Below are 13,907 nucleotides of genomic sequence, written 5' to 3'. Positions count from 1 at the left end.
TGCTTCGCCATGCCTGAAAACACTGGAAACAGCCCGGCCATCATGGCCGAAGACCTCGTGAAGGTCTACCCGGGACGGGGGCGCCGGCCCGCCGTCCGCGCCCTCGACGGACTCGGCTTCACGGTTCCGGCCGGTCGGGTCTTCGGACTTCTCGGTCCGAACGGCGCGGGGAAATCCACCACCACGAAGATCCTCACGACGCTGTCGCGGGCGACCTCCGGCCGTGCCGCGGTCGCCGGCCACGACGTCGCGAAGCGCCCGGACTCGGTTCGCGCCGCGATCGGATACGTCTCGCAGGGCGCGAGCACGGACCCGCTCCTGACGGCGACCGAGAACCTGAAGATCGCCGCTCGTCTGCGGGGGATCGGCGCCGCCGATGCCGCGCAGCGCGCCCAGCGCCTGCTCGACGAGTTCGGGCTCGCCGAGGCGTCCAAGCGCCCGGTGTCGACCTTCTCCGGAGGGATGCGGCGCCGCCTCGATGTGGCGGCTGCCCTCGTCCACCGGCCGAGCGTGCTGTTCCTCGACGAGCCGACGACCGGCCTCGACCCGGAGGCGCGCGCGGCGATGTGGGCGGAGATCCGGCGGCTGTCGGGGGAGGAGGCACTCACCGTCATCCTCACCACCCACTACATGGAGGAGGCGGATCGCCTCGCGGATGAACTCCTCATCGTCAACCGTGGCCGGGCCGTCGTGCAGGGCACGCCCGATGAGCTGAAGGCGGCGCTGCACGGAGACTCCGTGCGCGTGAGCCTCGTCGAGCCCGACCCCGCACGCGTGCGGCAGGCGATCGCGCAGGTCGCCGGCCTCCGCGACGTCGTGGTCGAGGCATCCGGAGTGGACGGCGTCCTCGCCGCCCGCACGGACGACGCCTCCGCCGCGGTCGGCTCGGTCATCGCCGCGCTGGATGCCGCCGGCATCCGCTACGGGCAGGTCGCGGCATCCCACCCCACCCTCGACGACGTGTACCTGCACTTCGTCGGCCACACCTTCGACGGCCCCTCGACGAGCTCGGGGACCGGAGAAGACGACGTCCTGGAAGGACAGGCAGCATGACCACCATCACTGCGCCCACGGTTCGCCACGCGGCTACCGCGGGCTGGTTCACCCAGACGGGGCAGGTCCTGCGCCGCTGGCTCATCGCGGTGCTCCGCCAGGTGTGGGGCCCCGTCATGTCGCTCGTGCAGCCGATCATCTGGATCGTGCTGTTCGGCAGCGTGTTCCACTCCCTCGGCGCGCTTCCGCAGTTCGGCGGCGACGGCTACATCCAGTACCTCGTCCCGGGCATCCTCATGATGACCGTCCTGTACTCGGGCGCGTGGGCCGGCACGGGGTACATCGACGACATCAACTCCGGTGTGATGGACCAGTACCTGACCTCGCCGATCTCGCGGTCGGCGATCGTGACGGGCCAGCTCGTCCAGCAGCTGATCATCAACGTCGCGCAGTCGCTCGTCGTGCTCGGGATCGGCTGGCTCGCCGGCGCGCGGTACCCGGGCGGGGTCGGCGGGATGCTGGTCGCCATCGGCGTCGCGACCCTGCTGGCGACGATCTTCTGCTGCTGCTCGACCGCGGTCGCGCTCATCTCGCGCAGCCAGATCGCGCTCATCAGCCTGTCGCAGCTGATCGTCCTCCCGGCGACATTCCTGTCGACGACGATGATGCCCGCATCCCTCATGCCGGAGTGGGTGGCGAACGCGGCGAAGTGGAACCCGATGAACTGGGCGGTCGAGCTCGGTCGGGGCGGCCTCAGCGGCTCGTACCCGGATGCCGCGTGGTGGCAGGCTGCTGGCCTGTTCGTGCTCGCGGTGCTCGCGTTCACGTGGGCGGTGCGGTCGCTGCGCACCTACCAGCGCGCGCTGTAGGCCGCAAAGGTCCCCGAGCTCGTCGAGGGGTCGCACCTCCGCTGGGCAGTGCGACCCCTCGACAAGCTCGGGGACCGGGCCGCGTCTGGGATGCTCCGCCTACTCAGCCGTCGGCGCGGTCGATCGCCTGCACGATCTCGCGGTAGCCGCGTTCGAGCGCCAGGTCGCGGGGGAGCACGCCGTCGCCGTCGCCGTCGCGCAGGTTCGGATCGGCGCCGGCTGCGAGCAGCATCCTGACGACCTCGACGTGGTCGCTCGACCCGTCACCGAGGACGATGGCCTCGTGCAGGGCCGTCCAGTGCAGCTTGTTGATGTGGTTCACCGGGACACCCGCATCCAGCAGGATCCGCACCGTCGAGACGTGCCCGTGCTCGCTCGCCGGGATGAGGGCGGTGCCGCCGTACCGGTTCGTGCTCCGGACGTCCGCGCCGTGCTCGAGGGTCATCCGCAGGATCTCGTCGAGTCCCTCGGCACCCGCGTAGAGGTAGGCCGAGTCCTGGATGTCGTCCTTCGCGTTCGGATCGGCGCCGGCCTCCAGGAGCACACGGGCGACCTCGATGTCGTTCGCCTTCGTCGCCGCGATGAGCGGTGTGCGGCCGCGGCCGCCCCGGGATTCGACGTCGGCGCCCGCTTCGATGGCATCGCGCGCGGCAGCGGCGTCGCGCCGCGCGACGGCGTCCTGCAGTCGCGCCGTGGCTTCGGCTGAATGCGCGGACGACGAGGGGGTGGATGCGGCGCCCCCGCGCGGCGAGACGAATGCGGTGCACGCGCTCAGGAAGGTCGCGGCGGCGACGGCGACCGCCGCGACCGCGGCGGCACGGCCGGGGAGCCGGCGCGCGCGGGACGAACGGCCCGTGCGGGCGGAGCGGTGCTCGGGGATGCTGCTGGGCATCGCTGTCCTTTCAACGTGGTTCCCGATACGGATTTCCTGCATTGCGAGCCGGCGGGATGTGCGCGAGTTCGGGTCAGACTGTCCCGCGATGGTATGCCGGAAGCCTGGGATGGTGCAGGGAATGGCAGGTCGGATGCGAGAATGACCCCGTGACCCTTGACGGCGAGTACGAATCCGAGGTGGAGCGCGCGACGCGCGCCATCCGCGACGACATCCTCGACGGCGTGCGCCAGCCCGGCAGCCGTCTCGTCGAGCGCGACCTCGCGGCCGAGCTCGGTGTGAGCCGCGTGCCGGTGCGCGAGGCGCTGAAGATCCTCGTCTCCGAGGGGCTTGTGACGCCGCGGCCCCGCACGTGGGCGATCGTGCGCGAGTTCTCGCCCGCCGATGTCGCCGATCTCAACGAGGTGCGCTCGGCCCTCGAGGTGCTGACGTTCCGGCTGGCGGCCAGTCGCCGCACGCGTGACGGCCTCGCACGCCTCCGCGAGGTCCTCGACGTCGAGATCGCGGCCGTGAAGGCTGGAGACGTGCTCGCGGCGCGTCACGCCGCCGCCGACTTCCACGCGACGGTGACCTCGATCGCGGGCAACGACCTCCTCGTCGAGATCGACGACGTGCTCCGCAGCCGCATCCGGTGGCTCCTGCAGCAGCACGAGAACTTCGAGCAGGTCGCCGCTGAGCACGGGGCCCTCTACGACGCGATCGCCGAGCGCGATGTCGCCCGGGCGAGCCGGCTGATCCTCGCGCATATGGGCAACGAGCGGTTCCTCGACGACCCGACGTGGCGCGAGGACGACCCGTCCCTCGGGAGCCCGGCGGTCGGCTGACGCGCTCTCTGCAGCGCGACTGACTGCAGCCCCGCGACGTCCCGGCGCGCGACGCCGCCGTCGTTCCCAGCGTGAGCATGTGTCGATTGCGGGTATACCAACGCGCGCGTATGGAATACCATTCCTGTGGCGACCGTCGCGCGCGGAGCGGCGCCGGCCCGATTCCCGCGCCGAAGGACACACATGACAACCGAACGCACCGCTGAGGACGCCGGTACCGGACTCGAGCTCGAGTCCGAGTTCGAACACACTCCGGTACCCGCATCCCACCGCAAGTCGCTCCTGACGGTGTCGGCCGTCTGGTTCGGCTTCCCGATGATCCTGACGAACGCCGTGCCCGGCGGTCTCGTGGTCGCGATGCTCGGCTTCTGGCAGGGGCTCGCGGCCATCCTTGTCGCGAACCTGATCATGTTCGTCTACGTGAGCCTGCTGAGCTATCGCGCGGGCGAGACCGGCAAGAGCTTCGCGCTCCAGGCGACCGAGACCTTCGGGACGCGCGGCTACGCGATCGCCTCCGGCTTCCTCTCCACCGTAGTCGTGGGGTGGTTCGCGTTCAACACCGGTGCGACCGGAGCGAGCCTCAACAAGGCCTTCGGCTGGAACGAGACGCTGATCGTCGCCGTCGCGGGCGCGCTGTTCATCGGACTCACGTACCTCGGCATCAAGGCCCTGTCGTGGATCGGCGCGATCGCCGCGCCCCTCTTCCTCATCGCCGCCGCGGCCGCCGTCATCACGGCCGCCCAGACGACCGGGCTCGGCGCCATCGTCGACTACCAGGGCGTCGGCAGCAGCAGCACGATGACGTTCGGCATCGCGGTCACCGCGATCATGGCCACCTTCGCCGATTCCGGGACGATGACCGCCGACTTCACACGCTGGTCGAAGAACGGCAAGCAGGCCGTCGTCGCGACTTCCACGGCCTTCCCCGTCGCGAGCGTCATCGCACAGCTCACGGGTGGCGTGCTGGTCGCCGCCGGCGCCATCGCCAACCCGGGCACGGCGGGCGGCGACTTCACGCCGATCCTCACCGGCACCCACAACGTCGTCCTCGACATCCTCGTGCTCGTCTTCGTCGTGGTGAACCTCGGCTCCGTCTGCACGCACTGCCTCTACAACGGCGCGCTCGGCTGGTCGCACCTCGTGCGGTCGAAGATGCGCCTGCTGACGCTGATCCTCGGTGTCATCGGCGTCGTCGTCGCGCTCCTCGGAGCGTGGAGCCTGTTCGTGAACTGGCTCGCACTGCTGGGCGTCCTCGTGCCGCCGCTCGGCGCCGTCCTCATCGCGGACCAGGTGATCCTGCGCAAGCGCAACGCCGGCCGTGCGGAGGCGAAGGTGCGCGGAAGCGCCTTCGTCGCATGGGCGGCGGGTGCCGCGGTCGCGCTCCTCGTGCACCTGTTCGCGCCGAGCTTCTCCGACGCGGTCACGGGTCTCGTCGTCGGTCTCGTCGTGTACCTCGCGATCGAGCTGCTGCGCGCTCGTGGCACCGCCGACGTCCCGGCCTGATTCCCGAGCCCGAACGCGCCGCTCCCGCTCCTCCGGGGGCGGCGCGTTCGTCTGTCAGGCCAGCGCGTCGACGATCGGGCGGAACTTGACCCGCGTCTCGAGGAGCTCCGACTCCGGGTCGCTGCCCGCGACGATGCCGGCGCCCGCGTGCGCGACGACGCGGCGCCCCGCGGTGTACTCCGCGTACCCGCGCGGGATCGGCCCGGGGAACTGGGCGCAGCGCAGCGCGATCGCCCATTCGCCGTCGCCGTCGGAGCCGATCCAACCGACCGGTCCCGCGTAGCGTCCGCGGTCGAACGGCTCGATCCGCCGGATGGCGGCGATCGCCGCATCCGTGGGCGTGCCTGCGACGGCGGCGGTCGGATGCAGCGCGCGGACGAGGTCGAGCGCCGACGACCCGTCGGCGAGGTCGCCCTCGACGTCCGTCGCGAGGTGCCACACGTTCGGCAGTTTCAGCGTGAAGGGCTGCTCGCTCGCGGCGAGCGCCGTCGTGTGCGGGCGGAGGGATGCGAGCACGCTCTGGACCGCGTATTCGTGCTCGTCGAGGTCCTTCGAGGACGTCGCGAGGGCGAGGGATGCGGCGACGTCCGCGTCCGCGTCCGCACCCCGCGGGGCGGTCCCGGCGAGCACGCGCGCCGTGACCGTGCCGCCCGAGACCGTGACGAGCGTCTCCGGGCTCGCGCCGATGATGCCGTCCACGGCGTAGGTCCAGGTGTCGGGGTAGCCGCTCGACAGCGACCGCGCGAGGCGGCGGAGATCCGCATCCACCGGAACGCTGCCGACCAGGTCGCGCGCGAGGACGACCTTGCCGACCTCGCCGGTCTCGATCGCGGTGAGGCCTTCGCGAACGGCCGCCTGGTAGCCGTCGGGGCTCAGCGCGCCAGGGCCGACGGTGCCCGCCCAGTAGGGTCCATACGTCGTGGGGTGCGGGTCGCCGGGTGCGGGCTCTCCGGCGACGTGGATGCGGGTGATCCATCCGCGGCCGCCGTGCCGTCCGATGATGACCGACGGAACCACGAGCGATGACGACATCGTCGATGCCTCGTCGAACGCGAAGGCGCCGAACGCGACGAGTCCCGTACCGGGAAGGCGCACCGCGTCATCGACCGATGCGGCATCCACGAGTTCGGACCAGAAGTGCGAGAGGGCCTCGAACCGGGTGCGGGCCGCCGGGAGGCCGCCGCCCACATCCACGCGCCACACGATGGGACCCGTGCCGACGAAGCCGTCCGAGCGGCGCAGCCACGCGAGCGGCTCGCGCGGGTCGGCGAACTCGAGGAGGTCTTCCGCCGGGGCGATCTCGCGGGTCTCGACCACCAGGTTCTGCACGACCTCCAGCCTAGACTCGCACCCATGACCGACAGGCCCGCGCCGGGAACCCCCATCGCCTTCCGCTGGCGCAAGTGGGACGGATCGCCGCACTGGGTCAACGAATGCGTGTACCTCGGCGCCGATGAGTACGGCGACTGGATGGGACAGCCGGTGGGATGGCGGAGTGCCAGGCCCGGCGCGTCCTTCATCGCCGAATCGCCCAACGTGACGCTGATCCCGGCGAGCGGCGACTACGTGCCGACCTTCCACCGCGATCACCCGCGCCGGCTCTGGGTCTACATCGACCTCGCATGGGACATGCGGTGGACGGATGCGGGCGAGCCCGAGGCGACCGACATGGATCTGGATGTCGTGCGCGCCGACGACGGACGCGGCATCTGGATCGACGATCGCGATGAATGGGACGAGCACCGCGTGCAGTTCGGCTATCCGGACGACGTCGTGGCGCATCTGGACGCGCTCGCATCCGATCTCGAGCGCCGCGTGCGCACGGGAGAGGCCCCGTTCGACGACGCCGTCCGCGAGGGGTGGCTCGACCGGCTCGTCGCCCTCGGGCTCGAGCGCGCCGTCGAGCACCATGGGCCGACGGACGGGTTCGGCGTGGAGCGCGACGATGACGATCCGGTGCATACCGGCGCGTGAGGCCGTAGCGTGAAGCCGTGGGGCGACGGCGCTCGAACGGTCTGATCCTCGCGGTCGCGCTTCTCGGCGCGGGCGCGGTGCTCGGCGTGCTCGTCGCCGGACCCGTCTACATCGAGCAGCCGCGTTGGAACGGGCACCTCGAATTGCCGCCCGCGCCCCGAGAGACGCTCACGCCTGGGGCGATCGACGTGGGCCGTTCGCCGCCGGACGGCGCGCTGCGCCTGATGCAGACGATCGCTTATGTGCTGTTCTCCCTCGTCGCCATCCTGCTGCTGGTGTTCGTGGTGCGGATGCTGATGCGGATCAGGCTCCGGCTCGCGGCCCCGGCCGCGCCGGCGTCCGCGATGCACGATCTCGCGGCCGCCGCCGGAGATGCCGGGGTCATCGAGGCGCCCGTCGTGCGCCGAGGGATCGCGCGCGCGCTCGCGGCGCTCGACGAGGTGCGCGATCCGTCGGATGCGGTGGTGCAGGCGTGGCTGGGGTTCGAGGATGCGGCGGTCTCCGCCGGCGCCGCCCGCCGCGCCTCCGAGACCCCGACCGAGTACGCGGTGCGGATCATCACGCGATTCGAGGCCGACCGTGACGCCGCCGAGCGGCTCGTCCGGCTGTACGAGGACGTCCGGTTCGGCGGGCGGCGGGCGGATGCCGACACGATCGCGACCGCGCGCGCGTGCCTGCTGCGTCTCCAGGCGTCGTGGACCGAGCCCGCGCACACCGGGATGTCCGGATGAGCGGGCGGCGCCGCATCCCGCTCGCCCCCATCGGGTCCGCGGTCGCGATCGCGCTTCCCGCGAGCGTCTTCCTGTGGTTCGTCGGCATCTCGGTCGCGTCGACCTTGGCGTTCGCGGTCACGGTCGTCGCGATCGGGGTCGCGTGGGCCGGTTTCGCGGGTTCGCGGGCACCGGCCGCGCCCCGCATGCGGGCGACGCCGCGGCCCGGAGTGCGCACCGACGTCGCGCGTCTGTCGTGGGCGCTGCGCGGCCGTGACGGCCAGGTCAGCGAACCCGGTGAACGGCGTGTGCGGGCATTCGCGCGGACGCGGCTGCTGCGGTTCGGCCTGGATCTGGACGACCCGGCGGACGGCGTGCGGATCCGTTCGCTCATCGGCGACGGCCCTTACGCCCTGCTGGTCGGCAGCGGCGGGGCACGGCCGTCGCTCTCGTCGATCGAACGCTGCCTCGACGCGCTCGATGCGGTCGGTCCCGGCCCCGCCGGTGGCCCGAGCGTCGTCAGCGGCGCGGCCGCGGGCATCCCTGCATCCTCTTCTCCCCGTGACTCGGAAGGACACCCCGCACCGTGACTGAGCCCGCATCCGATTCCCGTCTCGCCTCGGGAACCGAGCCCGAGCCCACGCCCGAGCCCGAGACCGCCTCCGTCTCGTCGCAGGACGGTCCCGCGGCGCGCAGCGCGGCCGAGGTCTCCGCCGCAGCGAACGCCATCCTGTCCGCCGTCGGGACGGTCGTCGTCGGGCAGGAGGAGCCCCTGCGCATCGCGCTCGCGGCGATCCTCGCCGGCGGCCACGTCCTGTTCGAGGATGTGCCGGGCCTCGGCAAGACGCTCGCCGCGCGCAGTCTCGCCGCCGCGATGGGGCTGCCGTTCCGGCGGCTGCAGTGCACGCCGGACCTCCTTCCGTCCGACATCACGGGCTCGTTCGTCTACGCCCCGGCGACCGGCGAGTTCGTCTTCCGGCCGGGGCCCGTGTTCACGGGGCTCCTGCTCGCCGACGAGCTGAACCGCACCGCGCCGAAGACCCAATCGGCGCTGCTCGAGGCGATGGCGGAGGGGCAGGTGACGGTCGAGGGCTCGAGCTTCCCGCTGCCGCGGCCGTTCCACGTGATCGCGACGGCGAACCCGATCGAGTACGAGGGCACGTATTCCCTTCCCGAGGCGCAGCTCGACCGATTCCTCGTGCGACTCGCAGTCGGGTACCCGGATCAGGCGGGGGAGGAGCAGATCCTCGTGAACCGCATCGCACGCCGTCGCGAGGCGACGGAGGTGCCGCAGGTCGTGGACGCCTCAGACATGCTCGCGATGCAGGCAGGGGTGGAGCGGATCCACGTGGACCCCGACATCCTCCGCTACTGCGTCGACCTCGCCGTCGCGACGCGCATCGACAGGTCGGTCGAGGTCGGCGCATCTCCGCGCGGATCGCAGTCGCTCATGCTCGTCGCGCGGGCGCTCGCGGTGATCGACGGTCGCGACTACGTCACGCCGGAGGACGTCAAGCGCGTCGCGGTTCCCGCGCTCGCCCACCGGCTCACGCTGACGGCGGCGGCGTGGGCGGCGGGGGCGGATGCGGCGGCCGTCGTCGCCGGCATCGTCGCCCGGGTCGCAGGCCCCGCCTCCGTCGGCCGGGCGTAGGGGCGGGGATGTCGCCGCGCCGTGAGAGTGCCTCGGGTCCGGGCACCGGGCCGGATGCCTCGAGCGAGCCTGCCGCGCAGGGCGGGCCCCATGCCGGCAGCGAGATCGACGTCGGGCATGTCGGCCCGCAGGTCGATCGCGGGGTCGTCGCGCTGACTCCGGCGCCCGGAGTCGGGATCGGCGCGGGCGTCATCCTGTTCGCGACCGGCGCGATCGCCGGGCGGGCCGACGTCGCCCTGTTCGGCGTCGTGCTTCTCGTCGCGGTCGCCGTCGCGCTCTCACGACGACGCCCGGCGGAGGCCGACATCACGCTGACGCAGGAGCCGAGGGATGCGGACGACCCCACGGCCGTGCGGATCCGCATCGCGGTCGACGCACCCGACGCCGAGGTCGTCCGCGTGACCGCGGTCGCGCGGGAGGCGGAGACGATGCGCCTCGTGCTCGCCGGGCGCTTCGCCTCTGCGGTCGTACGGGTGCCGATCGTCCACTCGGGGGAGCAGGAGATCATCGCCGTCGGGGCGCGGCCGGTCGGCGCGGACTCGGTGTGGATCGGCGAGCCTTCGGCCGCACGCCGCATCCGTCGCGCCGTTCAGCCGCGCACGGTCCCGATGCCCTTCCTGCCGCTCCCGCACGCGTTGCGGGGCCTCACCGGCGCGCACGACGCCGTGCGCGCGGGAGACGGAGGCGAGTTCCGCGACATCCATCCGTACGCGGCCGGAGACCGCCTGCGGCGCATCGACTGGAAGGCGACCGCCCGGCTCGCGCGGCGACCGGGCGAGCTGTTCGTCCGTCGCACGCACGCGACGTCCGACGTCGACGTCGCCATCGTGTTCGACGACAGCGACGACGTCGACGGGGCGGTGCGCGACTGGATCCTCGGCGATCGCCTGACCGGGCTGCACACGTCGATGGATGTGTCGCGCGAAGCGGCGTGGAGCATCGCCTCCGCGTATCTGGCGACGGCCGACCAGGTGTCGTTCCAGTTGCTGTCGCGCCTGCAGGGCGCGGTGCCGCGCGGCTCGGGGGCACGCCATCGCGAGCGGCTGCGCTCGGCGATCCTCCACGCGGAGCCGCAGGGGCGGTACGCGCGCGTGCGCACGCCGTACGTCGCGCCCGGGGCCCTCGTCGTCGTGCTGTCGACGTTCCTCGACGACGACACGGGAAGGCTCGTGGAGCTGTGGCGCGCGGCAGGCCACCGCGTCCTCGCCGTCGACACGCTGCCGCGGCTCGTTCCCCAGCAGATGCGCCGCGAGGTGCGGGCGGCGGCGCGGGTCGTGCTCGGCGAACGGGCGGATCGGCTCGCCGACATCCGGGCGGTCGGCGCGGATCTCCTCGTGTGGGATGCGCCCGACGCCGACCGGATCGCCGCGCTGCGCGCGATGGCACGCGTGCGGAGGCGGCGATGAGCTGGATCGACATCCGGGGATTCGGCCACGGGGGCGCTGCGCGCAGTCGTCTCCGGGTCTACGGCGGCATGCCGGGCTGGGTGCCGCGGGCGGCATCAGTGGTGCTCGCGTTGTCGGCGTTCGCATTGATGGCGCCGCCGTACGCGATCATCGCCGTCGCGCTCGCGGTGGTCGGGGCGCTGGTGCCCGGCTGGCTCGGGACGTGGGGGTGCGCGATGGTGATCGGGTTCGCACAGCTCTCGCGCCCGGAGGATGCCGCGGACTGGCGGCCGTACGTGACGCTCGCGGTGGTGCACCTGCTGCATGTCCTGGGCGCACTGTCGATCGTCGTTCCCTGGCGATCCGTCCTGGAGGCACGGGCCCTGCGGCGCCCGCTCCTCCGGTGGCTCGCGATCCAGGTGCCGGCGCAGGCCGCGCTCGCGGCCGTGCTGCTGGCGTCCGGTGTCTTCCGTCGTGAGCGGATCCTGGACGCGCCGACCGCCGCCCTCTTCGGGATCGTCGCGACGGTGTTCCTCGCGGGGATCGCGGTGCTCCTCGTGCGCTCCTCGCCCCGCCGCTGAGCTGGAGCCGTGAGCGAGACTGAGGAGATGGATGCACCGGAGCCCAGACGCTACGTCATCGTCGCCCTGTTCGACCCCATACCGGCAGGCGCGACGATCGACCGCCGGAGATGGCCGGCGCACGTGACGCTGCTCGCGAACTTCTCGACGATCGCGGATGAAGCGGATGTCGTCGCCCGCGTGGGTGATGCCGTCGGGGACCTCGCATCGTTCGACGTCGAACTCGGCGCTGCGGACTGGTTCGGACGCCATCACGACGTTCCGGTGCTGTTAGTGCGGTCGAAGGAAGCGGTGCGGCTGCACGAGCGGCTCGCCGATGAGCTGGCGTCGCTGAACGGCCACGCCGCCGACGAGCCGGGGTACATGCGGAACGGCTACCGCCCGCATCTGACCCTCGGTCCCGACGTCTCCGCTGCAGAGGGTGATCGGCGGGCGGTTAAAGCCATCGCCCTCGCCGACTTGCGCGGGCCGCACGCCACGGTCGTGGCGTCCTTCGATCTGGTTCGATGACCGCATGCCCGCGGTCGACCGCGCAGCGACCAGACTGGCTTCATGACCCTCGATCAGCAGCTCGATGAGATCTTCGCCGCGCGCGACCGCAACGACATGGGCCCGACGATCGCCGCGCTCGTGCCGATCTACGAGGCGAACCCGACGAACGCACGAGTCCTGTACGAGGTCGGCGGTGCGTACGACACGAACGGCGACGAAGAGCTCGCGCTGACCTTCTACGAGCGGGCGATGGATGCGGGTCTGTCCGGCGACCTGCTGCGGCGCTGCTATCTCCAGTACGGCTCGACCCTCCGGAACCTCGGTGCATACGCGCGCTCGGTCGATGTGCTGGCGCAGGCCCGTCGGGAGTTCCCGGACTCTGCATCGCTCACCGTGTGGGAGGCGATCTCGCTTCACGCCGACGGCCGCTCGGATGAGGCCGTCGCCTCGCTCCTCGAGGTCATCGCGGACGGCGTCGACTCGGCCGACATCGACCGTTACAAGCCCGCCCTCCGCGGCAACGCCAAGTACATCCGGTCGCTCGCCGGCCGAGACTGAGCGCTCGTCGCGCTACGCGCGCAGTTCCGCGGAGATGCGCTTGGCCGTCGCATCTCCGATGCGCACGCCGCCGTCGACGTGCATGTAGCCGGCGCCCTGGATGTCCGAGCTCGCGAAGTGGATCGGGCCGACGGGCTCGTTCTGCAGGTGGCCCCAGCGGCTGAGCGCTCCGAGCTCGTAGCTCGACGCGTAGGCGCCGCGCGTCCACTCCTCGGCACCCCAGTCCGACAGGTAGAACGCGACCGGTTCGAGCGCGGCCTCACCGAAGTACGCCGCGAACGAGTCGAGAACGGCACGACGACGCGCATCCGGCTCCAGCGCCCAGATCTCCTCCGCGCGCTCGCTGACGATGAAGCCGACGAGCGTCCCGCGGTCCTCGTGCAGGGTCGTGTTGTCGTACACCTCGCAGACGACCTCGTGCGACGCGAATCCGGTGCCGGACAGGCCGGCCTCGCGCCAGAACGGCGTCTCGTACGCGGCCTGCGCCTTGATGACGAGTCCCATCGACTGGTGCTGGTGCGCGATGAGCCGCGGGCGGGGGAGTGCGGGCGTGTACTCGATCGTCGAGTAGAGCGGCGGCGGCACGGCCACGACGGCGTACTGAGCGCGGACGGTCACACCTTCGCCGTAGGCCACGACCGAGTCGGACGACCACGCGACGCGGCGCACAGGGGTCGACAGGTGCACGACATCCTGACCGAGTTCGTCGGCGATCTGCTCGGAGACGGACTGCATGCCGCCCACGACGCGGGCGTCGAGCAGGATGCCTTCGTCGATGAGGTTCTCGAACGTCTCCGCGGAGGCGACCATCAGCATCGCCTGGAGCACCGAGAACGTGTGCGAGCGCTTGGTGAGCATGCCCGCGGCGATGTAGTGGTCGACGATCCGGCACGCCTCCTCGTCAGCCGACTCCGACGCGAGCCACGTTCCGAACTGGATGGCGTCGAGCTCGGCGGCACGAGGGTGCGCCCACGGGGCGGCGACATCCATCTCCGCGGCCAATGCATCCAGAGCCTTCACGAGCCGGTCGATCTCCGCCAGCGTCGAGGCCGAGACCGGGAAGTCGCCCTGGAAGAGCCGGCGCTCGCCGTCGCGCGCGATGTAGACCGAGTCTCCGTCGCGGTAGCGCTCGAACGTCTCCTTGCCGAGCTCGACGAGCAGCGCCTTGAGCGCCTCCTGGTCGCTCGAGACCCACTGGCCGCCGATCTCGAAGAACGAGCCGTCGATCGTGTCCGACCACGTGCGCCCGCCGACGCGGTCGCGCGCCTCGAGCACCGCCACGGTGTGGCCCGCTTCGGCGAGGCGGCGCGCGGTCATGAGGCCGCTGATGCCGGCTCCGATGACGACGACGTCGCGATCGAGTTCGATGGATGCGGAGGCTGACGACACGGGAGGTCCTTTCGTGCGCGGGGCGACGCTGCGGTGCGTCGGCCCTCACCGGCGGCATCGGCGTCGCCCCGGCCCGACGATGGTAG

General features: G+C 71.8%; 15 protein-coding genes. 12 read left to right on the top strand and 3 right to left on the bottom strand.

What is annotated here, in order from left to right; all coding sequences use genetic code 11:
* Positions 1-9: 9 nt before the first annotated feature.
* Positions 10-1,053: an ABC transporter ATP-binding protein gene (locus tag QSV35_RS19810; protein ID WP_286290726.1), complete on the top strand. Its 1,044-nt coding sequence runs from the start codon at positions 10-12 to the stop codon at positions 1,051-1,053.
* Positions 1,050-1,862: an ABC transporter permease gene (locus QSV35_RS19805; protein ID WP_286290725.1), complete on the top strand. Its 813-nt coding sequence runs from the start codon at positions 1,050-1,052 to the stop codon at positions 1,860-1,862. Before QSV35_RS19810 ends, QSV35_RS19805 begins: the two co-directional genes overlap by 4 nt.
* A gap of 103 nt (positions 1,863-1,965) precedes the next feature.
* On the opposite strand, the gene QSV35_RS19800 is transcribed toward QSV35_RS19805, so the two are convergent.
* Positions 1,966-2,754, bottom strand: coding sequence for an ankyrin repeat domain-containing protein (locus QSV35_RS19800; RefSeq protein ID WP_286290724.1), 789 nt, complete (start codon positions 2,752-2,754; stop codon positions 1,966-1,968).
* Between the two features lie 149 nt (positions 2,755-2,903).
* Here QSV35_RS19800 and QSV35_RS19795 point away from each other — a divergent pair, with 149 nt between their 5' ends.
* Together QSV35_RS19795 and QSV35_RS19790 are read left to right on the top strand one after the other, a co-directional pair.
* Complete coding sequence (locus QSV35_RS19795; RefSeq protein ID WP_286290723.1) at positions 2,904-3,578, top strand: GntR family transcriptional regulator; 675 nt, start codon at positions 2,904-2,906, stop codon at positions 3,576-3,578.
* Between the two features lie 183 nt (positions 3,579-3,761).
* The gene (locus tag QSV35_RS19790) at positions 3,762-5,081 is read left to right on the top strand and encodes a cytosine permease (RefSeq protein ID WP_286290722.1); all 1,320 of its coding nucleotides are present in this window, start codon (positions 3,762-3,764) and stop codon (positions 5,079-5,081) included.
* Between the two features lie 54 nt (positions 5,082-5,135).
* On the opposite strand, the gene QSV35_RS19785 is transcribed toward QSV35_RS19790, so the two are convergent.
* Positions 5,136-6,410 carry an isochorismate synthase gene (locus QSV35_RS19785; RefSeq protein ID WP_286290721.1) on the bottom strand — a complete coding sequence of 425 codons (1,275 nt, stop codon included), beginning with the start codon at positions 6,408-6,410 and terminating at the stop codon, positions 5,136-5,138.
* Between the two features lie 24 nt (positions 6,411-6,434).
* Between QSV35_RS19785 and QSV35_RS19780 the strand changes: the two genes are divergently transcribed.
* From QSV35_RS19780 to QSV35_RS19745, 8 genes are all read left to right on the top strand, one after another.
* A complete protein-coding gene (locus QSV35_RS19780) occupies positions 6,435-7,055 on the top strand; it encodes a DUF402 domain-containing protein (RefSeq protein ID WP_286290720.1) in 621 nt (206 codons plus the stop codon).
* Between the two features lie 17 nt (positions 7,056-7,072).
* Entirely contained in the window at positions 7,073-7,786 is a 714-nt protein-coding gene (locus tag QSV35_RS19775) for a DUF4129 domain-containing protein (protein WP_286290719.1), read from the top strand.
* Positions 7,783-8,355, top strand: a complete 573-nt coding sequence (locus QSV35_RS19770; protein WP_286290718.1) for a hypothetical protein — start codon at positions 7,783-7,785, stop codon at positions 8,353-8,355. The genes QSV35_RS19775 and QSV35_RS19770 overlap by 4 nt, the downstream gene beginning before the upstream one ends.
* 137 nt (positions 8,356-8,492) lie before the next feature.
* Positions 8,493-9,416, top strand: a complete 924-nt coding sequence (locus QSV35_RS19765) for an AAA family ATPase (protein WP_286290787.1) — start codon at positions 8,493-8,495, stop codon at positions 9,414-9,416.
* An 8-nt stretch (positions 9,417-9,424) separates the two neighbouring features.
* Positions 9,425-10,822, top strand: a complete 1,398-nt coding sequence (locus QSV35_RS19760) for a DUF58 domain-containing protein (RefSeq protein WP_286290717.1) — start codon at positions 9,425-9,427, stop codon at positions 10,820-10,822.
* Positions 10,819-11,382, top strand: a complete 564-nt coding sequence (locus QSV35_RS19755; protein ID WP_286290716.1) for a hypothetical protein — start codon at positions 10,819-10,821, stop codon at positions 11,380-11,382. The genes QSV35_RS19760 and QSV35_RS19755 overlap by 4 nt, the downstream gene beginning before the upstream one ends.
* A gap of 9 nt (positions 11,383-11,391) precedes the next feature.
* Entirely contained in the window at positions 11,392-11,892 is a 501-nt protein-coding gene (locus QSV35_RS19750; protein WP_286290715.1) for a 2'-5' RNA ligase family protein, read from the top strand.
* A gap of 42 nt (positions 11,893-11,934) precedes the next feature.
* A complete protein-coding gene (locus QSV35_RS19745) occupies positions 11,935-12,432 on the top strand; it encodes a tetratricopeptide repeat protein (RefSeq protein WP_286290713.1) in 498 nt (165 codons plus the stop codon).
* A gap of 12 nt (positions 12,433-12,444) precedes the next feature.
* Here QSV35_RS19745 and QSV35_RS19740 read toward each other — a convergent pair whose 3' ends face one another.
* On the bottom strand, positions 12,445-13,821 hold the full coding sequence (locus QSV35_RS19740; RefSeq protein WP_286290712.1) for a flavin monoamine oxidase family protein: 1,377 nt from the start codon (positions 13,819-13,821) through the stop codon (positions 12,445-12,447).
* Positions 13,822-13,907: the final 86 nt, after the last annotated feature.

It is taken from the genome of Microbacterium candidum (assembly GCF_030315975.1).
Taxonomy (GTDB): domain Bacteria; phylum Actinomycetota; class Actinomycetes; order Actinomycetales; family Microbacteriaceae; genus Microbacterium; species Microbacterium candidum.
The sequence above is the reverse complement of the archived record's forward strand: the minus strand, read 5'-3'. Positions and strand labels throughout refer to the sequence as shown.

Bases quoted from the DNA above. Each gene is read 5' to 3' on its own strand.
- QSV35_RS19810 (WP_286290726.1), top strand. From the start codon at position 10: ATGCCTGAAAACACTGGAAACAGCCCGGCCATCATGGCCGAAGACCTC.
- QSV35_RS19805 (WP_286290725.1), top strand. From the start codon at position 1,050: ATGACCACCATCACTGCGCCCACGGTTCGCCACGCGGCTACCGCGGGC.
- QSV35_RS19800 (WP_286290724.1), bottom strand. From the start codon at position 2,754: ATGCCCAGCAGCATCCCCGAGCACCGCTCCGCCCGCACGGGCCGTTCG.
- QSV35_RS19790 (WP_286290722.1), top strand. From the start codon at position 3,762: ATGACAACCGAACGCACCGCTGAGGACGCCGGTACCGGACTCGAGCTC.
- QSV35_RS19780 (WP_286290720.1), top strand. From the start codon at position 6,435: ATGACCGACAGGCCCGCGCCGGGAACCCCCATCGCCTTCCGCTGGCGC.
- QSV35_RS19770 (WP_286290718.1), top strand. From the start codon at position 7,783: ATGAGCGGGCGGCGCCGCATCCCGCTCGCCCCCATCGGGTCCGCGGTC.
- QSV35_RS19760 (WP_286290717.1), top strand. From the start codon at position 9,425: ATGTCGCCGCGCCGTGAGAGTGCCTCGGGTCCGGGCACCGGGCCGGAT.
- QSV35_RS19755 (WP_286290716.1), top strand. From the start codon at position 10,819: ATGAGCTGGATCGACATCCGGGGATTCGGCCACGGGGGCGCTGCGCGC.
- QSV35_RS19745 (WP_286290713.1), top strand. From the start codon at position 11,935: ATGACCCTCGATCAGCAGCTCGATGAGATCTTCGCCGCGCGCGACCGC.